18 protein-coding genes and 1 pseudogene are annotated in these 20,263 nt (G+C 57.9%); 7 read left to right on the top strand and 12 right to left on the bottom strand.

The features are described 5' to 3' along the window. The 6 genes from glcE to dctP form a co-directional block, all read right to left on the bottom strand. Positions 1–920: glycolate oxidase subunit GlcE (gene glcE / locus VJ956_RS00935; RefSeq protein ID WP_324080645.1), on the bottom strand; the 920-nt coding region annotated here is incomplete at its 3' end. After that, positions 913–2,385 (bottom strand): FAD-linked oxidase C-terminal domain-containing protein, encoded by a 1,473-nt coding sequence (locus VJ956_RS00930; RefSeq protein WP_324080643.1) that lies wholly within the window; start codon positions 2,383–2,385, stop codon positions 913–915. The genes glcE and VJ956_RS00930, both read right to left, overlap by 8 nt. Positions 2,386–2,424: 39 nt before the next feature. Beyond that, positions 2,425–2,850, bottom strand: coding sequence for a heme-binding protein (locus VJ956_RS00925; RefSeq protein WP_324080641.1), 426 nt, complete (start codon positions 2,848–2,850; stop codon positions 2,425–2,427). 19 nt (positions 2,851–2,869) lie between these two features. Then, positions 2,870–4,405, bottom strand: coding sequence for a TRAP transporter large permease subunit (locus VJ956_RS00920; RefSeq protein WP_324080639.1), 1,536 nt, complete (start codon positions 4,403–4,405; stop codon positions 2,870–2,872). Continuing rightward, complete coding sequence (locus VJ956_RS00915; RefSeq protein ID WP_324080638.1) at positions 4,402–5,115, bottom strand: TRAP transporter small permease subunit; 714 nt, start codon at positions 5,113–5,115, stop codon at positions 4,402–4,404. The genes VJ956_RS00920 and VJ956_RS00915 overlap by 4 nt, the downstream gene beginning before the upstream one ends. 98 nt (positions 5,116–5,213) lie before the next feature. Continuing rightward, on the bottom strand, positions 5,214–6,347 hold the full coding sequence (gene dctP / locus VJ956_RS00910; protein ID WP_414674350.1) for a TRAP transporter substrate-binding protein DctP: 1,134 nt from the start codon (positions 6,345–6,347) through the stop codon (positions 5,214–5,216). A gap of 248 nt (positions 6,348–6,595) precedes the next feature. Between dctP and VJ956_RS00905 the strand changes: the two genes are divergently transcribed. From VJ956_RS00905 to VJ956_RS00880, 6 genes are all read left to right on the top strand, one after another. Further along, positions 6,596–7,372 carry an FCD domain-containing protein gene (locus tag VJ956_RS00905; protein WP_324080636.1) on the top strand — a complete coding sequence of 259 codons (777 nt, stop codon included), beginning with the start codon at positions 6,596–6,598 and terminating at the stop codon, positions 7,370–7,372. Positions 7,373–7,479: 107 nt separating this feature from the next. Further along, positions 7,480–8,250 (top strand): ABC transporter ATP-binding protein, encoded by a 771-nt coding sequence (locus VJ956_RS00900; protein WP_324080634.1) that lies wholly within the window; start codon positions 7,480–7,482, stop codon positions 8,248–8,250. Positions 8,251–8,332: 82 nt separating this feature from the next. Beyond that, on the top strand, positions 8,333–9,094 hold the full coding sequence (locus VJ956_RS00895) for a transporter substrate-binding domain-containing protein (protein ID WP_324080632.1): 762 nt from the start codon (positions 8,333–8,335) through the stop codon (positions 9,092–9,094). 4 nt (positions 9,095–9,098) lie between these two features. Further along, complete coding sequence (locus VJ956_RS00890; RefSeq protein ID WP_324080630.1) at positions 9,099–9,803, top strand: ABC transporter permease; 705 nt, start codon at positions 9,099–9,101, stop codon at positions 9,801–9,803. A gap of 3 nt (positions 9,804–9,806) precedes the next feature. Further along, entirely contained in the window at positions 9,807–10,529 is a 723-nt protein-coding gene (locus VJ956_RS00885; protein ID WP_324080628.1) for an ABC transporter permease, read from the top strand. 12 nt (positions 10,530–10,541) lie between these two features. Further along, positions 10,542–11,585 carry a succinylglutamate desuccinylase gene (locus VJ956_RS00880; protein WP_324080626.1) on the top strand — a complete coding sequence of 348 codons (1,044 nt, stop codon included), beginning with the start codon at positions 10,542–10,544 and terminating at the stop codon, positions 11,583–11,585. 211 nt (positions 11,586–11,796) lie between these two features. Here VJ956_RS00880 and astB read toward each other — a convergent pair whose 3' ends face one another. The 6 genes from astB to VJ956_RS00850 form a co-directional block, all read right to left on the bottom strand. Then, positions 11,797–13,137 carry an N-succinylarginine dihydrolase gene (astB, locus tag VJ956_RS00875; protein ID WP_324080625.1) on the bottom strand — a complete coding sequence of 447 codons (1,341 nt, stop codon included), beginning with the start codon at positions 13,135–13,137 and terminating at the stop codon, positions 11,797–11,799. Positions 13,138–13,148: 11 nt separating this feature from the next. After that, complete coding sequence (gene astD / locus VJ956_RS00870; protein WP_324080623.1) at positions 13,149–14,624, bottom strand: succinylglutamate-semialdehyde dehydrogenase; 1,476 nt, start codon at positions 14,622–14,624, stop codon at positions 13,149–13,151. A 45-nt stretch (positions 14,625–14,669) separates the two neighbouring features. Continuing rightward, the gene (gene astA, locus VJ956_RS00865; RefSeq protein ID WP_324080621.1) at positions 14,670–15,806 is read right to left on the bottom strand and encodes an arginine N-succinyltransferase; all 1,137 of its coding nucleotides are present in this window, start codon (positions 15,804–15,806) and stop codon (positions 14,670–14,672) included. Then, positions 15,800–16,816 (bottom strand): arginine N-succinyltransferase, encoded by a 1,017-nt coding sequence (locus tag VJ956_RS00860; RefSeq protein ID WP_324080618.1) that lies wholly within the window; start codon positions 16,814–16,816, stop codon positions 15,800–15,802. Before VJ956_RS00860 ends, astA begins: the two co-directional genes overlap by 7 nt. A gap of 30 nt (positions 16,817–16,846) precedes the next feature. Then, on the bottom strand, positions 16,847–18,064 hold the full coding sequence (locus VJ956_RS00855; RefSeq protein WP_324080617.1) for an aspartate aminotransferase family protein: 1,218 nt from the start codon (positions 18,062–18,064) through the stop codon (positions 16,847–16,849). 108 nt (positions 18,065–18,172) lie between these two features. Next, a complete protein-coding gene (locus VJ956_RS00850) occupies positions 18,173–19,633 on the bottom strand; it encodes an exonuclease domain-containing protein (protein ID WP_324080615.1) in 1,461 nt (486 codons plus the stop codon). A gap of 205 nt (positions 19,634–19,838) precedes the next feature. Between VJ956_RS00850 and VJ956_RS00845 the strand changes: the two are divergent. Beyond that, positions 19,839–20,263: pseudogene (locus tag VJ956_RS00845) on the top strand (hypothetical protein); the annotation flags it as partial.

Genomic DNA, 20,263 nt, shown 5'->3' with positions numbered 1-20,263 from the left:
TGTCCGCCAGCGCTCCTGGCCATGGATTCCATCCGGGCGGAGTCGGCCTCGCCGCGGTACCAGCGTTGGGACCCGGCCCAGTCGATCAGCCAGGGGCCATCCAGCTCGGGGTTAGCTGCAGTCGAGCCTATGGAGAACCGCCACAGGGGTCCGTCGCCGGTGAAAAAGTCGTGCTGCAGGTGTTGCAGTTGCTGCCAGAAGGCTTCGCCCTGCTCCATCACTTCGCCACTCCACTTTTCAGCGGTGGCTTCCACGGCGGACCTGGCGCCGGACAGGCGCAGATAGACTTTGCCGTCTACCCAGGCCGCCCCGGTAATCGGTTTGGATTCGCCGGCGCGCTGGTTCATATAGCGGATGACGTCGTCCATGGCCATGTCCTGCACCAGAGTCATTGATGCAGCCGGTCTGGGCATGACTTTCAGGCTGATCTCGGTGATTGCGCCAAGCGTTCCCAGGGCGCCGGCCTGAAGTCTTGAAACATCGTAACCGGCGACGTTTTTCATGACCTGGCCACCGAATCGCAGGTGTTCGCCTTTGCCATTAAGCAGGCGGATTCCCAGAACCTGATCCCGCACCGAGCCGGACCAGGGTCTGGCCGGGCCGGAGAGGTTGCAGGCCAGAGTGCCGCCCAGGGTTGATCCATCACCAAAGCAGGGTGGCTCGAAGTGCAGGCACTGGCCCTCTTCGGACAGTGCAGCCTCGATATCGGTAATACGGGTTCCCGCGCGGACGGTCATGATCAGTTCCACCGGGTGGTATTCCACGATGCCGGTGTGCTCCGCCAGGCTCAGGGTGTCGGCATGGCGGTCGGCCGCGCGGCCCATAAAGTTTTTGCTGCCACCACCGACGATGTTGAGCTTCTGGTCTTTTTTGCGGGCGTTGAGGATCTGTTTCCTTAAACCCTCGGATACATCAGCCATGCGCTACTTCCACCGTGTCATGGTTGTGTTGTTTATACTCAAGGGAACGGTACTCCTGGCAGAACCTGAGCGCGGGTACGCCTTTGCCGGGATTGAGGATGCCCCGGGGATCAAACGCTGCCTTGAGATCGTGGAACTGCTGCAGTTCCTGATCACTGAACTGCACCGCCATCTGACGGATTTTTTCCACGCCGACACCGTGCTCGCCGGTGATGCAGCCACCCACTTCCACACACAGATTGAGGATGCTGCCACCAAACGCCTCAGTACGCTCGAATTCACCGGGCACGTTGGCATCAAACAGGATCAGCGGGTGCAGATTGCCATCCCCGGCGTGGAATACGTTGGCGACCCGCAGGCCGAATTTCTCGGACATTTTTTCCATTTCCAGCAGCACATGCGCCAGATGCCGGCGGGGAATGGTGCCGTCCATGCAGTAATAATCCGGTGAAATACGACCGACTGCCGGGAAGGCGGATTTGCGACCTTTCCAGAGCAGCGCCCGCTCTTCTTCGCTTTGGGAGGTTCTCACCGATGTGGCGCCAAGCTTTCTGAACAGGGCTTCTGCCTGCTCGATGTGTTCGTGCACTTCTTCTTCTGTACCGTCCACTTCGCACAGCAACAGAGCTTTGGCCTCTCTCGGGTAGCCCGCCTGGGCAAAATCGTCGGCGGCGACAATAGCGTACCCATCCATCATTTCCAGGCCGCCGGGGATGATGCCGGCGGAGATAATGCCACCCACTGCATCGCCAGCTTTCTGGACGCTGTCAAAACCTGCCATCACGACCTGGGCAATTTCAGGCTTGGGAAGCAGTTTCACTTTTACTTCGGTGACAATGCCAAGCAGGCCCTCGGAACCGGTCATCAGGGCCAGCAGATCCATGCCACAGGCATCCAGTGCATCATTGCCAACCACCACACGGTCACCTTCCGCCGTGATCATTTCCACGCTGAGGATGTTGTGCACCGTCAGGCCGTATTTCAGACAGTGCACGCCACCCGAATTCTCCGCCACGTTGCCCCCGATCGTGCAGGCAATCTGGGACGAGGGGTCCGGCCCGTAATAAAGACCATGCCGGGCGACTTCGTCACTGATGGCCAGGTTGCGGACACCGGGCTGGAGCCGCGCGGTCCGGGCCAGCGGATCAACCTCCAGAATGCGATTGAACTTGGCCAGCGACAACACCACGCCTTCCCTGTGGGGCATGGCCCCGGCACTCAGGCCAGTGCCCGCACCCCGGGCCACCACCGGCACTCTGTGCTCATTGCACAGACGCATTATCCGCTGGACCTGGGCCGGAGTTTCCGGCAGCACCACCAGCAACGGCATCTCGCAATACATGGACATGCCGTCGCATTCGTAGGGCTTCATGGTTTCGTTGTCGGTGATAACGAAGTCCGGGTCGATAAACTCGCGGAATTTCTCCGCCAGCTCCGCTTTACTGATGCCTGGCCTGGTTGTCATAGCCGCCTCTGATCGGGAAAGTTGCTGATGTGACAGCAACTAGCCCCGTTTGGTTTCAAAATGATCAAGCCCCGCCTGGGCGCAGTCCATATCCTGCTGGGGCGTGCCGGAGCTGAGACCAATGCCGCCCACCACTTCGCCGTCAACAATCACCGGCAGACCGCCACCCACTGAGCTTATACGACCACCCACCTCGGTGTGGATGCCAAAGGCCAGCTTGCCGGGCACATTGACGGCGTTGTAATCATGGGTTGCCTTCTTCGCGGCCGATGCTGTGAAGGATTTGTCCTGGGCAATGGTCACGCTGGTGATCTTGCCGCCATCCATACGCTCGAACGCGATCAGGTTGCCGGATTCATCGGTGATGGCAATGCACATGGGCACACCAATTTCACGGGCTTTCTCGGCCGCACCCTCGATCAGAATTCTGGCATCCGCCAGATCAAGCCGGTTAACTGTCAACATAAATCATTACTCCTTGTTTTTAGCCATAAACCAGGTTGGGCAGCCAGGTGACCACACCCGGAATAAGTACACAGATAAACAGTCCGAACGCCTGGATAGCCAGGAATACCAGAGACGACTTGAAAATCGTGCCCATGGTAATGTCCGGAGGGCAGACGCCGCGGATGTAAAACAGCGCATAGCCAAAGGGCGGGCTGAGGAACGACATCTGCATGTTTACCAGATATAACACCCCGAACCATAACACCACATCGGAACCTTCGACACCGGGCAACCCGAACAGGCCGGGGAATTCCAGCGCTTCAACGATCGGGATAAAGATCGGCACCGCCAGCAGCAGGATACCGACCCAGTCAAGGAACATGCCCAGCACCACCAGCAGGACCATCAACAGCAACAGCACGGCATACGGTGACAGGCCTATGCCCAGAATGGTTTCGGTTATGAACTCCTGACCGCCCTGGAGGATATAGAAGCCCACAAAGACCGACGCCCCGAACATGATCCACAGCACCATGGCTGATGCCTTGGCGGTTGTTACCGAGGCATCCCGCAGGGTGGCCACGGAGAATACCTTGTGCTTCATTGCCACCAGAATCGCCCCGAAGGAGCCAATACCGGCGGCCTCAACCGGCGTTGCAACCCCGCCGAACAATAGCCCGAGCACAAGGAAAACCAGGAACAGCGGCGCGATCAGATCTTTCAACAGCAGGACCTTTTCTTTCAGCCCGATCCGGTCTTCCTCTGGTATTGGCGGCCCCAGTTTCGGGTTCAGCCAGGAACGGACCCCGACATAGGTCACATAAAGGCTGGAGAGAATGATGCCGGGAATAACCGAGCCCAGATAGAGCTCACCGACTGACTGCTGAGCCACAACGGCATAGAGGATGGCGAGAATGGAGGGGGGAATCAGGATGCCCAGAGTACCGCCGGCCATAATCGAGCCCAGCGCTATCTTCTGGTCGTAATTCCGTTTCAACATCGCCGGCAACGCAATAATGCCCATGGTAACCACAGCGGCACCGATAACCCCGACCATGGCAGCCAGAATCGTGGAGGCCAGAATGGTGGCAATCGCCAGGCCGCCACCCAGCCCCCCCATCCATTTGTAGACCACGTTGAACATCTCTTCGATCAGACCCGCCCGCTCCAGCATGGAGGCCATGAAGATGAACAGCGGAATCGCTGCCAGGTCGGAGTTGGTCATCATCGGAAATATCCGGCTGGGGATGATGTTCAGCATCATCGAGTCGCCCACCAGATAGATGAACATGACACCCAGGCCACCGGTAACGAATGCCAGGGGCAGCCCCATCATCAGCAGTACGGCCAGGGACCCGAACATGATGTAGGTCAGCGGGCCGATTTTGACATCCGACAGCACGCCCGAGAGCCTGAACAGGAATCTGTCATCACTCCAGGGGTCATAGAACAGGATGTTGATGACTTCCACCAGCATCACAAAGCCGAGGGCGACCGTGGCAACGATCATCAGCCAGGTGCCGATCCTGCCGATCAGGGGATTGCCCTGGCTGGTCATGGTTTCAGGGCTCATGCGTGTTGCTCCCGGCCAAGTTTGATATACATCGAGATATCCTTGATCAGTTTGGACAGGCCAGCGAGGAACAGCAGCGTCGACCCCAGCATCATTACGCCTTTCACCGGCCAGTACTGAATGCCCCAGGTTTCAACGGTCCGTTCATCCATCGAGTAGGAGTTCTCCAGAAAGGTCCAGGAGGTAATCATCAACGCAATCGCGAACATGAAGAAAAACATCGATGTGAAAATATCCATGCCCACCCGACCGCGCAATGGCAGGAAGTTGTAAACCACGTCAACCCGCACATGGGAGCCATGGAGCAGCGCAAATGCGCCGGCCATCAGGTATTGCATACCGAAAAGCAGGAAACTGGCCTCGTGAACCCAGACCGTCGGCTGGTTGAAAACGTAGCGCATGACCACTTCGAAGAAGTAGAACACCACGGCATTCACGGTCCAGAAGGAAATGAATACACCGGATTTCTCGCTGATCCAGTCCACCGCGTTGGTAAACCAGTTGCTGGCATCGCTGTAATCGACGGTTTTTTTCAGCTCTGCTTCAATTTGCTGAAGCTTTTCGTTGGCTGCCGCATTCTTGTCGACGGCCTCCACACCGCGCCCGGAAAGCCAGCGATCCAGCGCCATCATGATCAGCGGCATCACCGCCAGCCAGCCCCAATAGAACCAGTGCGGCATCACAAAGCCGAACGCACTCAGATCAGACATGTTGTTGTCACCTTCATCACAGAGCGGGGAAGGGAGGGAATGCCGTCAATGCACGCCCTAACCTTCCCCGTGATCAGTTTTGTTTGATTGATGCAGGCTTACATGCCTTCGATGTCTTCCGGTTCCAGGTAGCCAACGGTCTCGTTCATCATGTACTCGAGCTGGATATCAAGAATCGCCCTGGCGTCCTCGTTCTTGCTCGCCCAGTTGAACCAGATCGGAATCGCTGCCTTGCGGAACTCCTCCAGGTCGGACTGGCTGAGACGGGTCACCGTGTCGCCTTCTTCCTTGAACTTCTTCATGGCTTCGATATTGCGCTTCTGGATGGTGAGGTAATGCTTCTGGGAATAGTTGCGGACCTCGTCCTCAACCAGTTGCTGCAGTTCCGGATCCAGGGCATTCCAGACCCTCAGATTAACCGTCAGGTCCATCAGATCCACCGGCTGGTAGATCGACATCACACCGGGAGGACCGAACATGATGTAGTCAGTCACCTGGGAGAAACCCAGCTCGTAATTAACCGCCGGGCCGACGTAATCCGCCGCGTCGATGGTGCCTTTTTCAAGCGCCGGGAAGATATCCGAACCCGGCAGGCTGACAGTTGACACACCAAACTGCTGGAATACTTCAGCCACCATGCCACCGGGCACCCGGATCTTCATGCCTTTCAGGTCCGCCAGACTGTTAACCGGCTTCTTGGAATGGATGATGTTGGCATCGTGCTGGATCGGGCCAACGTAAAACAGCCCGAATTTCTTGTAGATTTCACGGGTTTTTTCCAGCATGCCCATGGAATAGAACATGATATCCCACTGGTGAGGCTGGTCGGGACCGGCAGGGTAGGATGACAGAAAGACCGAGGCCGGGATCTTGCCGGACCAGTACAGGGTGAACGGGTTCATACCCTGCAGAACGCCGTTGCGGACCGCTTCAAACAGGCCGTTGTTATCCGCAGCTACCGACTTGGCAGGGTAGGGCTTGATGATGAGCTCACCACCGGATTTCTGCTCAATGCTGTTAGCCCACTCCTCAAACAGGTCGTAACCGACCGTGCCCGCATCCCAAACCGACTGGATTTTCCAGGTGGTTGCGGCCTGCGCCTGTCCTGCCCCGATCAGGCCGGAGCCGACCACGGCAGCAGCCAGGGCCACTGCTCTGAAAACTCCACGCCCGGATCGCCGGGCGCAAGAGCGCTCAGCCACAGATTGCTGTTCATTATTCATGATGATCATCGACACATCTCCGTTGACATTGTTGTTATCTGCGTCAGTTAAAAACGTCGGAAGCCACCGACATTAACGGATATTCGTAGCCAGGCCGGATTTAGTCCAGAGGATTACCCACTGGTCTGACCAGTTTTGAAATGAGCGTTAGACGAAATGCCGGAGATCGGCCATATTTAAAGAACCAGCTCGAAAACATGATTTTTGAAAACAAAAAACCCAACTGGTCAGACCAGTTCATTGCATCAGGCAAAAACATGGCAATAGTTCAGGAAATATCCTTCCGACTGGAACAGCTGATACTCGACGGCGGCCTTGCCCCCGGCCAGAAAATGCCGTCCGAGCGCCAGCTTGCGGCAAAGCTTGGGGTATCCCGGGCGGTGATACGGGAAGCCCTGCATGAATTGCAGGGCCGGGGAGTGATCGAAACCCGGCATGGCAAAGGCTCGTTCGTTACCCGCATCGTTTCCGGCAACGCAAATACCAGCGAAGAAGGTCCGCTGCTGCAGATGTTCGCCGGCCACCACAGAACGCTCTATGATCTGCTGGAAGTTCGCGAACAACTCGAGGGACAGGCGGCCTATCTTGCCGCCCTGCGGGCCAGCCCTCAGGATCTGCACAGAATCACCAAGGCGTTTTCGTCACTTGACCAGACCGACCCGCTCAGCAATGCCCAGCCGGACCACAGCTTCCATCAGGCCATTATGGAAGCCTCCCACAACCCGGTACTGGTGCATGTGCTGAACGGTTTGAAGAAGCTGATGTTGCTGACAGTCCAGGCGGCCGTCGCCAATCTCAATCCGCGGGAAGAAATGCGCAACCGTATTACCCGCCAGCACCGGCGCATCTACCAGGCCATAATGGCAAGAAAACCGGATGCCGCGAAACGCCTGGCAATGTCGCACGTTCGTTTTGTCAAAGAATCAATGCAGGACATTGAACGCCAGGGCACCACCATCATCCGGGTATCCATGGATCAGCCTCCTTCCCGAAAGCCGGCTGCCGCTGCTCATGGGGCCTTCAGACAGGCATGAAATGCAAAACACTTGCATAGCCGGTCAAGTCATCCACAATGAGGATTGACCCGAAAACCACAGCCCATAACACAGTGGCATTTCTCAGCCCGGACCAGGAGCTCCCCATGGCGGAATCAGCGCCTTTGATCTGCAGGGATATTTACAAGACCTTTGACCAGCTGGAAGTGCTCAAGGGTATTTCGCTGGAAACCAGAAAAGGCGATGTTGTCTCGCTGATTGGCAGTTCCGGTTCTGGCAAGAGCACTTTCCTGCGCTGCATTAACATGCTGGAGACGCCCACCGCCGGCGATATCATCGTGCATGGGGACCCCATCCGGTTCACCACCAACCGAAAAGGTGAGCGCATTCCCGCCGACAACAAGCAGGTGGAGCTGATGCGGGCCAAGTTATCGATGGTATTTCAGAGCTTTAATCTGTGGTCCCATATGACGGTTATTGAAAACATTACGGAAGCACCAGTTCACGTTCTGGGTGTCCCCAAAAGCGAAGCCATCGAACGGGCAGAGTCCTATCTCAACAAGGTCGGCATATACGAACGCAAGGACTACTACCCCGCCCAGATGTCCGGCGGCCAGCAGCAACGCGCAGCCATCGCCCGGGCGCTGGCCATGGAGCCCGAAGTCATGCTGTTTGACGAGCCCACGTCAGCTCTGGACCCGGAACTGGTGGGTGAGGTCCTGCGGGTCATGCAGAACCTGGCCGAAGAAGGCCGCACCATGATTGTGGTTACCCATGAAATGGGGTTTGCCAGGGATGTATCGTCCCAGGTCCTGTTCCTGCATCAGGGCGTGATCGAAGAGCAGGGGACCCCGGACAAGGTTTTCGATAATCCGGATTCGGAACGGATGAAACAGTTTCTTGCTCCCAAGTTCTGATATGCAGTGCTATCTTGAAAGCAGACCGGCAAAAGCAGAAAAATTGAGCCCGCAAGGCAAATAACAACTGGAGAAGTGACCTATGAAAAAACTGATTGTTGCAGCAAGCGCTGCAGTGGCCGCCCTTACCATGATGGCAGGCGCCGCCCAGGCCCAGGAACGGGACCTGCGGATTGCGTTTGATGTGCCCTATGAGCCGTTCGAATACAAGGATGAAGATGGCAACCTGACCGGTTTTGAAGTAGAACTGGCCGAAGCTATGTGCGAGGAGATGGGCGCAAACTGCGAATTTGTTATCCAGGCCTGGGACGGCATGATTCCGGGACTGCTGGCTCGCAAATTCGACCTGATCATGTCCTCCATGTCGATTACCCCGGAGCGCGCCGAGCGGGTGCTGTTCTCCGAGCCCTACTACAACACCCCCGGTGGCTGGTTCGCACGGGAAGACTTCGACACCGACGTCACTGATATGGATGCGATGGAAGGTCTGACCGTAGGCGTTCAGCGTGGCACCACCATGGACACCCACGTCACCGAAGAGATGGGTGGTGTTGTATCCATCAAGCGCTACACCACTGCTGACGACATGGTGCTGGATCTTGAAGGCCAGCGCCTTGACGTTGTCTTTCTGGATTACCCGGTGGGCGAGCAGACCATCCTGAGCAAGGACGGCTTCAAGGAGGTCGGCGAGCCGGTCAAGCTGGGCCAGGGTGTGGGCGTTGCCATGCGCAAGCGTGATAAGGATCTGGCAGAAGAGGTGAATGCTGCGCTTGCCACGCTGAAGGAAGATGGTACCTACGACGCTATCATGAAGAATTACTTCGCCTACGACATCAAGATGTAAATTAATGATCGACCTGAAAGGATATGGCCCCGCCCTTCTGGACGGGGCCATTGTTACCATCGAACTGGCCTTCCTTTCCCTGGCCCTGGCCCTGGCTATGGGTCTCATTGGCGCATCTGCCAAGCTCTCGAACAGCCGAATTGCCGCGGGCGTGGCTACAGCCTACACCACCCTGATTCGCGGCGTTCCGGACCTGGTGATGATGCTGCTGTTCTATTACGGCGGCCAGGTGCTGGTAAACAACCTGTCAGACGCCATCTACAATGCCTACGGTTACGATTTCTTTTTTCAGTTCGACCCCTTTATCTCCGGTGTTTTCACCATCGGCCTGATTTTCGGGGCTTATATGACCGAAACATTCCGGGGTGCCTTCCTGGCTGTCGAGAATGGCCAGATTGAGGCAGCCCGAGCCTATGGCTTCAGCCGTTTTCACACTTTCCGCCGCATCATTCTCCCGCAGATGCTTCGCCATGCCCTGCCCGGCCTTGGCAATAACTGGCAGGTGCTGCTGAAAACCACCGCGCTGGTCTCGATTATCGGCCTGACTGATATGGTGCGCGTTGCCGAAGAAGCTGCCAAAGCCGAGCGCATGCCATTCCACTTTTTCATTCCGGTAGCGTTTGTGTATCTGACCCTGACCGCCTGCTCGGAACTGTTCATCCGCTGGCTCAACAAACGAGCCAATGTCGGCGTGGTCCAGGGGGGTTAAGCCATGCCAGAATTCCTGTACGAGCTGCTCAGCGGCAACGAGATTTTCACAGGCCCTACCATCATGGAGTATTGGGACGGTCTGGTCACCACCGTCCAACTGGTATTCGCGTCACTGATGCTGGGGCTGATTCTGGCGGTGCCGCTGGCGATCATGCGCACGTCCAGGAATCCGCTGATCAACGGCCCGATCTGGTTATTCACCTACGTTTTCCGTGGCACTCCGTTGCTGATCCAGCTTTACATCATCTACTACGGGATCGCGCAGATTGAAGGTATCCAGCAGACTTTCTGGTGGGATATTTTCCGCGAAGCTTTCTATCCTGCCCTGCTCGCATTCACCCTCAACACGGCGGCCTATACCACCGAAATCATCCGCGGCGCCATCATCGCGACCCCGCACGGCGAAATAGAAGCCGCCAAAGCCTACGGCATGAGCTGGGCCCTGCGCATGCGCAGGATTATCCTGCCCAGCGCGGCACGGCGGGCCGTACAGGCCTATTCAAACGAGGTCATCTTCATGCTGCATTCCAGTGCCATTGCCAGCGTGGTGACACTGGTCGACCTTACCGGCGCTGCACGGAATATCTATTCGCGCTTCTATGCGCCTTTTGATGCGTTCATTTTTGTGGCGCTGATTTACATGGTTCTGACGTTTATTCTGGTATTTGCCTTTCGCAAACTGGAAAACTATCTGCTGCGACACCAAAGGCCTGTCGGCGGCTGAGGCCAGCTCATTATGTCGGTTATAGAACAGCTATTCGGTGCCAACCGGGACTGGCTCTCCCACACCACCTCGTCCACCACGCGGGTGACCGAGGAGAAGGTCGTGGTAATGGAGGATGGCACCGGTATCCAGCTCCAGGATGCAGGGCTGCTTTACCTGACTCCACCGGCGAGCCGTGCCAACCCTAACGGCGAGTCCCTGATCATTTCAGCGGGTGTCCACGGCAACGAAACTGCGCCCATTGAAGTGCTGAACGGACTGTTCGGCGAACTGGCTGACGGGCAATGGCAACTGGCGTGCCCGGCCCTGCTGATACTGGGGAACCCACTGGCCATCGACCTGAATGAGCGGTTTATGGACGTCAATCTTAACCGCCTGTTCAGTGGCGCCCATGGCAAGCGGGCATACATCAACCTGCGGGAAGCCGAGCGCGCGCAAAAGCTGGAACGGGCCTGCAGGGCATTTGCATCCCGCCACCCCTCCGGCCTCAGCCACTACGATCTGCACACCGCTATTCGTCCCTCACTGCGTGAAAAATTTGCGCTCTACCCCTATGTCGAGGGGCGGAAAGTTCCCGGATTCCAGACCGACTTTCTGCTGGAAGCCGGCGTGGAAACCCTGCTGCTGCAGCACCGCGAAGGGACAACGTTTGCTGCGTTTTCCTCAACTGAACTGGGCGCGGAAAGCTTCACTATCGAGCTCGGGCAGGTGCAGCCTTTTGGTCAGAATGACCTGACCAGGTTCAGTGGTATCCGCGATGCGCTGCGCCGCAGGCTGAAGGGAGAAACACCACCCGGGGCTCCGGCGTCAGCCGGGCCGACGCTGTATGAGGTTGTACACGAGATCATCAACACCGGTGACAGTTTCCGGTTTCACGTGCCGGACGATGTGGCCAACTTTACCGAGTACGACCCCGGCACCATAATCTGGGAAGACGGCGACAGCCGCTACGCCGTCGGCGACGTTCCGGAAGCGATCGTCTTTCCCAATCGAAAGGTAGCTGCGGGTGAGCGCGTCGGCCTGATGGTCAGACGGGACACTAGCCAGAATTACTAATCCGTGCGTAAGCAAGCGGACAGGTCTTTCCAGAACACGCTGTAAATACTTCCCTGTAAGCTCGGCCTCCGCCCTCAGTGCTTATTGCTCCTGCGTCGCACTGAGGTCCTGGGCAGGCCATCCATGGCCTGCCCGTGAAGAGCTATTCGCTCTTCACCCATGGCTCCGGACGGTTCTGGAAAGACCTGTCCGCTTGCTTTGTTAGCCAGAATTATTGCTGGAAGTCGTAGACAGACCCAAGGCCCAGGATCCCTGTCAGCTCATCCAGCCCCTTGCGAACTTCCTCAAGCAGCATGGGATCCCCCAGATCGTCCTGGCGCAGCTCGCTGCGGTAATGGGCTTCAACCCAGGTGGTCAGGCGCTCATAAAGCGCATCGTTCAGCAGTACGCCAGGATGCATGGCATCGAGTTCGTCGTCATTCAGCACCACCCGCAGCCGCAGACAGGCCGGCCCGCCACCGTTGCGCATCGACTGTTTGACATCAAATACCTCAACCGAGGTTATCGGGCCATCGCTGCGAACCTGTGTATCCAGGTAGCGGCTGACCGATTCGATTTCCCGGCACTCCCCGGGCACGGCCAGCATCATCCCGTCCGGGGTGTTCAGTAACTGGCTGTTGAACAGATAGGACGCCACGGCATCTTCCAGCGGCACCTGGTCGTTACTGACTCTTAACGCCTCAAGCTCGGTGCCGGTCAGGCGGGCGCCGATATCCGCGAGCATCCGGTCCTCATCCAGAAAGGCCATCTCATGATAGAACAGCATATTGCCGTTACCCACGGCAATCACGTCGTTGTGGAACACTCCGGCGTCGATGGCATCCGGATTCTGCTGGGCGAAGACCGTGTTCCGGTCATTCAGGCCGTGCAGCCGGGCGATAGCCTGGGAGGCCTCAAGTGTCTGCCGGGCCGGATAGAGTTTCGGGCCCGGCGCGCGCTCGTCAAACGCCACCTGGCCATACACGAACAGCTCAACGCCGGCATCGCCGTAACTGCTGCACAGCCGGGTATGATTGGCCGCGCCCTCGTCGCCGAACTGGCTGACCGGGGGCAGCGCCGGGTGGTGAGCAAAGTAGGCGTCATCGGCAAAAATGGCCTTGAGGGCCCGGCCGGTGACATTATGTTCGATGGAGCGGTGAAATTTGGCACTGAGGTTGGCCGGGGTGAAATGAACCCGGTTATCCGCGGTATCGGCACTGGGGGACACCGTTGCCGCGTTGGCCGTCCACATGGTTGACGCCGAAGACACCGCCGCCAGTATCAGCGGACTGTTTCTGGCGGCATTACGAAGTACTTCGTCATCCTTGCCTGCAAACCCCAGAGCCCGCAGGGTCGGCAGATGTGGTCGCTCATGGGGGGGCAGTACGCCCTGAACGTAACCACGGTCTGCCAACTGTTTCATTTTGGCGAGTCCCTGCAAGGCCGCCTCTCTGGGATTGGACACGGCACGGACGTTGGTCCTGGAGGCGACATTGCCCCAGGACAAGCCGGCATAATTGTGGGTCGGACCTATCAGGCCGTCAAAATTGGCTTCTACCGCATGTCTGGCCATGGTCCCTTCCGTCAGTCGAAGTTAAGTCCCGGCGCGAGAGCATCCGGCATCTCGCTTTTCCCGGCCTCCAGCGACGCCATCGGCCATGCGCAGTAGTCCGCCGCGTAATAGGCACTGGCGCGGTGATTGCCGCTGGCGCCTACACCCCCGAAAGGCGCGGCGCTGCTGGCGCCGGTCAAAGGCCGGTTCCAGTTCACAATGCCGGCACGAACCTCTTCGGCCAGCCTCTCATAAAGCGCCCGGTCATCGGTCAGGATGCCCGCAGACAGGCCAAATTGCGTGTCATTGGCCAGTTCAAGGGCATGGTCGAAATCGCGGTAACGCTGCACCATGAGCAGGGGCCCGAAGAATTCCTCGTCGACGCCGTCAACCCCGGTAACATCAACAATACCGGGCGAAAGCAGGCCGGTATCCGCCTTGAGGCTCTGCATTTCCAGCAACGACTTGCCACCTTTCTGCAGAAGGTTCTGCTGGGCTGCAAGTAACTTTTCCGCCGCTTCGGCCGAAATAACCGACCCCATGAACGGCTGCGGATCGGCGTCGAATTCGCCCACGGCGATCTGGCTGACCACACTGACAAAACGATGCAGGAAATGGTCGCCCTGCTTGCCCTCCGGCACCAGCAGGCGCCGGGCACAGGTGCAGCGCTGCCCTGCCGACAGAAATGCTGACTGCAGTGCATGATGGACCGCGCCATCGGTATCCGCCACATCCTGAACGATCAGCGGATTATTCCCGCCCATTTCCAGCGCAAGAATTTTTTCCGGCTGCCCGCCAAACTGCCGGTGCAGATGGTGCCCGACCGTGGAACTGCCGGTAAAGAAGAGGCCGTCAACGCCGGGGTGGCCGGACAGGCCCTTGCCGGTATCGGCAGCTCCCTGGATCAGATTGATGACGCCCTCGGGCAGGCCCGCTTTCTCCCAGAACTTTACCGTCATTTCCGCCACACCCGGCGCCAGTTCACTGGGTTTGAACACCACCGTATTGCCTGCCAGCAGTGCAGGCACGATATGGCCGTTCGGCAGGTGGCCGGGGAAATTATAGGGTCCGAAGACCGCAACCACACCATGGGGACGGTGCCGCAGTGCGGCCTGGCCGCCTGCCACTTCCGTTGCACTGGAACCGGTACGGTCATGGTAGGCCTTGATGGAGATTCCGATTTTGCCGATCATCGCCGCCACTTCTGTGCGGGACTCCCAGAGCGGCTTTCCGGTTTCCAGCCCGATCTGGTGCGCCAGAGCCTCCTTGTTATCCTCGAGCTGTTTGCCAAAGGACTCGATAATCGCCTGGCGGTCTTCGAGCGGCATCCTGCGCCATTCGGGAAAAGATCCACGGGCCTCGCGGACCGCCGCGTCGATATCCTCATAGTTGGCACTTGTGCCCGACCACACGGTTTGACCCGTGACAGGCTGAACAGATTCGAATTCTTCACCGTGACCCTGCAGCCACAATCCATCAATATACAAGTCACCTGAAAGGCTGCCCATACCTATCTTCCTTTTGCCAATGCCGGTAAGACTCTTTGCAACAGGTCAGGCCCCGAAGGACTTCCCGGCGTGATTACTGTCTCTTCCACTGTAGATGGTATTAACACTGGCATCCTTCAAGGGGGCGATCCGGACCCGGTCCCCGGCTTCAACCTCCAGCGCCCGGGCCACCTCTTTACTCAGGCTGATGGTATCGATGCTGATGCAGTCCGCGGGTAAGGTCGTGATCCTGAAATCCTTGAATGAGCCGTTGCAGACCATCATCTCCTGCGCTCTGGCGCCCTGCCCGGAAGCCCCCATGAAGGTTCCTTTATCCGACGTTGATGCCGGTGCCCGGTCCGAGCGGATCATCACAGTGCGATCAAAGGAGTCCCGCACGGTCCGGATATTGTGAATAAACGCCTCTACCACCGGCCCGCCGTCAAAAATATCCACCAAACCATTAAAGTTGAAGCCTTCGGCCTGCAGCATTTTCAGAGCCGGTGCGGTGTTGTCGTGGACCCGGCCAATCACCGCACGGGCCTGATCCGGCAGCATTGGCAGATAGATGGGGAATTTCGGCATCAGCTCGGCAATGAACGACTTGCTTCCGAGCCCCGAGAGGATGTCGGCGTCGGTAAAGTCCATGTCGAAGAACTGTCGCCCCAGCGCATCCCAGAGCGGGCTACGACCGTCCTGGTCCGAGACACCGCGCATTTCAGCGAACACTTTTTCGGAAAAGTGCTTGCGGAAATGGTCCAGAAACATGAATCGGCAACGCGACAGCAACAGACCATTGCCACCTCCGCGGTGGGAATCCGACAACAACAGTGAACAGATTTCAGAGGTATCTGTCATGTCGTTGGACAGATGCAGGGTGGGCGTCCTCACGTGAACCGCCAGTTCCGGCGAGGCATTCACGGTCACGCTCAACCGGTAGTTATAGAACACCTCATCCAGCCCGACCCGCGCCTGGATTCCACTGATGCCCACGCACTCCTCCAGCCCGGTATCCTCAAGCGCGAACAGATACAGTCCCGCTTCCGGCGCGCAGCGCTGATCAAAGGTATCCCGGCTATGGCGTATCTTGCGCAGGAGCAGGTCCCGGTCCGCAGGCAGGGTAGTCAGCCCCTTGCCCGCCGATTGCGCCATGGCGTAGAGCGCGTCAAGATCACTTTCCTGCAGTGGACGAATGATCAGCATGGCGACACCTGCACCGGGTCACCCGCGTCCAGGCCCAGGCAGTGCCAGGTTCTGACCGGCACCTTCACCTCGCCTTTCAGGGTTTCGGCGATGGGTGCGAGAGTGCAGCGGAACTGCATCTGTGTTCCGCCGCAGACCAGGCACTGCTCACCTTCCTCCGACGTACTGCCGTGCAGCGTGCCGGTCAGGCTGGACACAATGGTTTTCAGGCTGTCAGTGCGCGCTTCCAGAACCGGACCCGCATCAAAGATATCCACGTAGTCGCCGGCGCGGAAACCCTCGCGCTGCAACAGTTCATAGGTCGGTCGGGTCTTCTCGTGTGCCTGCCCCAGTGCGGTCTGTGCGTCCTGGGACAGCAACGTGACGTAGATGGGGTTGGAAGGCATCAGCTCGGCGATAAAGGTTTTGCTCAGGGCCCCGGAATGCTGATCCGCGGTCTCGAAGTCCATATCAAAGAAATGGCGTCCGAGGCTGTCCCAGAATGGCACCTCGCCGCTTTCGGTCTGCACCCCCTGAATTTCAACGACGGTGTGGTCGGTAAACAGATGCCGGTGACTGGCGATGAACATCATCCGTGCCCGGGACAGGAGTTCAAACGCATCGGTTCCCTGCAGCGCCGGGTCAATGGTGAACGTACACAGCAAGGTGTGATCAGTCAGGGCATGGGACGGATACAGAACTTCCACCCGACGGGATACGCCAAGCTCATGGGAGGCGTGTATCAGCGCGTCTTTCCGGTAATTATAGAAAGGCTGGCCGTGGCCCGCCCGGGAATCAATACCGGCGACCCCTCGTACCGCACCGGTGTCGGTGTCCTCCAGCACAAAAAGGAAGCGTGGGGATTCCCCGGCGTCGGTCGTGCCCTGAAAGGCACGAACCGACTGCTCGATTCTTGCCGCCAGCGCCTCGTCCTTTCGGGGCAGGGTGGAAGACAGCCGCGGGCCCATACCCCCGGCCAGTGCCAGTATTGACTTCAGGTCGTCCGGCTTTGCGGGTCGTACCATCCACATGGCTTGCTCCCTGTTGATTGGCTGAGCAATCTATTGGCCGACTACTTTCTGTACAGCGGCTTCAAAGCGGCCAAGCGCCTCGTCGATATCGGGTTCGGGGATGATCAGTGATGGCGCCAGGCGGATCACATCGGGGCCGGCAATCAGCACCATCACACCTTCATCAATGCCCGCGGCAAGAAATTCTTTTGCCCTGCCGTGCCATTGTTCTGTCATCACGCAACCCAACAGCAAACCGGCACCGCGCACTTCACTGAAAATGCCATAGCGTTCGCCGATATCCATCATACCCTTGCGCAGCCTGTCCGAGCGGGCCAGCACGCCTTTGAGAATTTCGGGCTGGCTGACGGTGTCCACCACTCGTTGCGCCACTGCGCAGGCCAGCGCATTGCCACCGTAGGTACTGCCGTGGGTGCCGACACCGAAGCTCGCGGCAATCTCCGCGGTTGTCAGCATCGCCGCAACCGGAAAGCCGCCACCCAGGCTTTTGGCGGTCGAGAGAATATCCGGAGTAACGCCGTATTTCTGATAGGCGTACAGATGGCCGGTACGGCCCACGCCAGACTGCACCTCATCAAACACCAGCAGCGCATTATGCTCATCGCAGAGCGCTCGCAGACCCTCCAGGAAGCCGTCATCGGCTGGCATAACGCCACCCTCGCCCTGAATCGGTTCGACCACGACGGCGCAGGTCTTCGCTTTGGAAATCAGTTTTTTCACCGACTCCAGGTCATTGTAATCCGCATGATGGATACCACCGGGAGCCGGTTCAAAACCTTCAAGGTACTTGGCCTGCCCTCCCACGCTGACGGTAAACAGGGTGCGGCCGTGAAAAGCATTCCTGAACGCGATGATTTCATGCTTTTCGGGGCCTGTGTGCTGCCATGCATAACGCCTTGCCAGCTTGAAGGCCGCTTCATTCGCTTCGGCACCGGAATTGGCAAAAAACACCCGCTCGGCAAAGGTAAGATGACACAGGGTCCGGGCCAGGCGAAGTGCCGGCTCGTTGGTCATCACATTGGACAGGTGCCAGATTTTTTCCGCCTGTTCCATCAGCGCACCAACCAGCCCCGGGTGAGAATGCCCGAGGCAGGTCACCGCGATGCCACCGGCAAGGTCGACAAATTCACGACCGTCCTGATCCCAGACCCGGGACCCCTCTCCCCTGACCGGAATCACCGCGCCGGGGGCGTAGTTCGGCACCATGACTTCATCAAATAATTCGCGACTGACCGGCTGTTTATTCATTGGATTCCCTGCTGGACTCGCTTCAGGCGCTCTGTCAGGCGTTCTGACAGGTGCAGTCTGAAGCTCAGAACCTGAATGACTTTAACTATTACCAGTATAGTACGCCACTCAAGGCATCAGCACATCCGGCGGACCAACCGCATCCAGCTCGATGACCTCATGTGGGCGCTGCTGTTTTTCTGTCAGCAGCGCTTTGACAATCAGCTTGTAGGAGTCCAGGTCAAAGGTCACGGCCTGACTGCTCAGGGCCAGGTCCTCCAGCTCCTGATAGTCATGCAGCGTGGCTACATGCATCCAATTATAGACTATCAGGATATCCAGTCGGTCCCGTTGCGGGTTGCGCTCGATCACGCCCACCGGGCCCTTCCAGGGCCAGGTCTTCAGGCGCAGGCCATGAAAGGCGATCTGCATGCGCAGATTGTATTTCACCGGTCCCTCACCTTCGCCGCTGTCACAGGCACCCTTGCAGCGCCCCAGTGTGCGCTGGAAGCAGGGGCCCTGATGATCCGGCTCCAGGCCCAGCAGCTTGTTGCACAGGTCGTTCTTTGCAGCGATGCCACTGAGGGCTTTTTCTGCATCTCTCTTGCTACGGAAAAGACCGAAGTAGTCCCCCAGCCGGTGTGGTTCGATTTCACGGACCAGCCGCGCCTGAAGATAACCCGCCCCGTTTTCGGTCAATTCAATGCTCACCAGATTCCTGGCCGCTCGCGAACGCCTGTTGAACAGCGGTTTCATCTGTTTTATCTGCTTCAGTTCCAGCAACAGGGCACCGAGCTCCCCGGCCGTCTCCGTCCAGTCCACCCGGCGCAGGCTTTCTGACATTCTGACGCCGCGGCTGGTGTTATGGTCACCGGAAAAATGCGAGGCCACCCGCTGGGCGATGCTGGTGCTCTTGCCCACGTACAGCAACACATCGTTCTCGCCGTAGAAACGATAGACACCGGGGGCCCGGGGCAGGTCATGGAGAATGTCTGTGGGCAGGTGCGATGGAATGCTGGGCCGCTGCAGCAGGGTGTCAACGGCTGAGTTCATCGACTGCGGCCCGTGGTCGGTCAATGCCTGCTCAAAGAACGCCAGCATCGCTGACACATCGCCCATGGCGCGATGGCGCTGGACCCGGGCAAGGTTATGGCGATCAATCAGCGCATCCATATTGTGCCGGCGGAATTGCGGATACAGTGTGCGTGAGAGCTTGACGGTGCACAGTACCTTTGCCGTGAATAGCCGGCCCGTTCTGCGGAACTCGGACTTGATGAAGCCGTAATCGAACCGCGCGTTGTGGGCAACGAACACCTTGCCGCCAAGCTGTGATTCCAGCTCATCGGCAATCTCCTCAAACCTCGGGGCGTCCGCCACCATGGCATTGGAGATGCCGGTCAGGCTCTGGATGAACGGCGAAATACGCGTTTCCGGATTGATCAGCGTTTGCCACTCACCGACCACCTGCCCCGAGCGCCAGAACCGGATACCGATTTCGGTGATCCGGTCGCGGGAATTGTTGCCACCTGTCGTTTCGATATCGAGAAAGGCAAAAGTAGATGCATCCAGAATTTGTAAACGTTTTGTCATATACTATAAATACGGACGGTTGGAGATAAACGATCTTTAACACCATTGGCCGGGAAAGGAATCAAAACAATTCTTAAAAAAGTTCCGCAGGCCACGGATTTAAATGCATAGACATTCGTCTCAGTATTGGAAGAATTCAGTTGAAATGTCACGAATTGGTAACTACTTTATGAGACGAACAACAAAATCAGACGTGGAGATAACAATGCAAAGCAATAAATTGAGATTGGCCATTCGTGCGACTGCCGCAGCAGCGGTACTGGGTGTGTCGGGACAAGCAGCCGCCATAGATTTCAGCTCCGCAACATACAAGGGCGTAGGCGATTACGATGTGAGCATTTACGGTTACGCCCGTCTGAATGCCACCTATGATCTTGACGAGAACGTTGCCATCAGCACCCGGGCAGCCGATTACAGCGCCATCAATACTGGCGGCGCGGAAGCCAACGAAGTGACCGGTCACTTCGGGGCTGATGCGGTACAGAGTCGTCTGGGCTTCAGGGTCACGAGTCCGGAAGGTGTCAAAGCCAATCTGGAAACAGATTTCCGCGGCGGAACCTTCCGTATCCGCCACGCTTATGGCGAATATAACGGCGTGATGATGGGCCGCTACTGGTCCAACTACAACAG

This window comes from Marinobacter sp., from assembly GCF_035268745.1.
Classification (GTDB): domain Bacteria; phylum Pseudomonadota; class Gammaproteobacteria; order Pseudomonadales; family Oleiphilaceae; genus Marinobacter.
The sequence above is the reverse complement of the archived record's forward strand: the minus strand, read 5'-3'. Positions and strand labels throughout refer to the sequence as shown.

Excerpts from the sequence above, each read along its gene's own strand:
- VJ956_RS00930 (WP_324080643.1), bottom strand. The coding sequence starts at position 2,385 with ATGACAACCAGGCCAGGCATCAGTAAAGCGGAGCTGGCGGAGAAATTC.
- VJ956_RS00925 (WP_324080641.1), bottom strand. The coding sequence starts at position 2,850 with ATGTTGACAGTTAACCGGCTTGATCTGGCGGATGCCAGAATTCTGATC.
- VJ956_RS00920 (WP_324080639.1), bottom strand. The coding sequence starts at position 4,405 with ATGAGCCCTGAAACCATGACCAGCCAGGGCAATCCCCTGATCGGCAGG.
- VJ956_RS00915 (WP_324080638.1), bottom strand. The coding sequence starts at position 5,115 with ATGTCTGATCTGAGTGCGTTCGGCTTTGTGATGCCGCACTGGTTCTAT.
- dctP (WP_414674350.1), bottom strand. The coding sequence starts at position 6,347 with ATGATCATCATGAATAATGAACAGCAATCTGTGGCTGAGCGCTCTTGC.
- VJ956_RS00905 (WP_324080636.1), top strand. The coding sequence starts at position 6,596 with ATGGCAATAGTTCAGGAAATATCCTTCCGACTGGAACAGCTGATACTC.
- VJ956_RS00900 (WP_324080634.1), top strand. The coding sequence starts at position 7,480 with ATGGCGGAATCAGCGCCTTTGATCTGCAGGGATATTTACAAGACCTTT.
- VJ956_RS00895 (WP_324080632.1), top strand. The coding sequence starts at position 8,333 with ATGAAAAAACTGATTGTTGCAGCAAGCGCTGCAGTGGCCGCCCTTACC.
- VJ956_RS00890 (WP_324080630.1), top strand. The coding sequence starts at position 9,099 with ATGATCGACCTGAAAGGATATGGCCCCGCCCTTCTGGACGGGGCCATT.
- VJ956_RS00885 (WP_324080628.1), top strand. The coding sequence starts at position 9,807 with ATGCCAGAATTCCTGTACGAGCTGCTCAGCGGCAACGAGATTTTCACA.
- VJ956_RS00880 (WP_324080626.1), top strand. The coding sequence starts at position 10,542 with ATGTCGGTTATAGAACAGCTATTCGGTGCCAACCGGGACTGGCTCTCC.
- astB (WP_324080625.1), bottom strand. The coding sequence starts at position 13,137 with ATGGCCAGACATGCGGTAGAAGCCAATTTTGACGGCCTGATAGGTCCG.
- astD (WP_324080623.1), bottom strand. The coding sequence starts at position 14,624 with ATGGGCAGCCTTTCAGGTGACTTGTATATTGATGGATTGTGGCTGCAG.
- astA (WP_324080621.1), bottom strand. The coding sequence starts at position 15,806 with ATGCTGATCATTCGTCCACTGCAGGAAAGTGATCTTGACGCGCTCTAC.
- VJ956_RS00860 (WP_324080618.1), bottom strand. The coding sequence starts at position 16,816 with ATGTGGATGGTACGACCCGCAAAGCCGGACGACCTGAAGTCAATACTG.
- VJ956_RS00855 (WP_324080617.1), bottom strand. The coding sequence starts at position 18,064 with ATGAATAAACAGCCGGTCAGTCGCGAATTATTTGATGAAGTCATGGTG.
- VJ956_RS00850 (WP_324080615.1), bottom strand. The coding sequence starts at position 19,633 with ATGACAAAACGTTTACAAATTCTGGATGCATCTACTTTTGCCTTTCTC.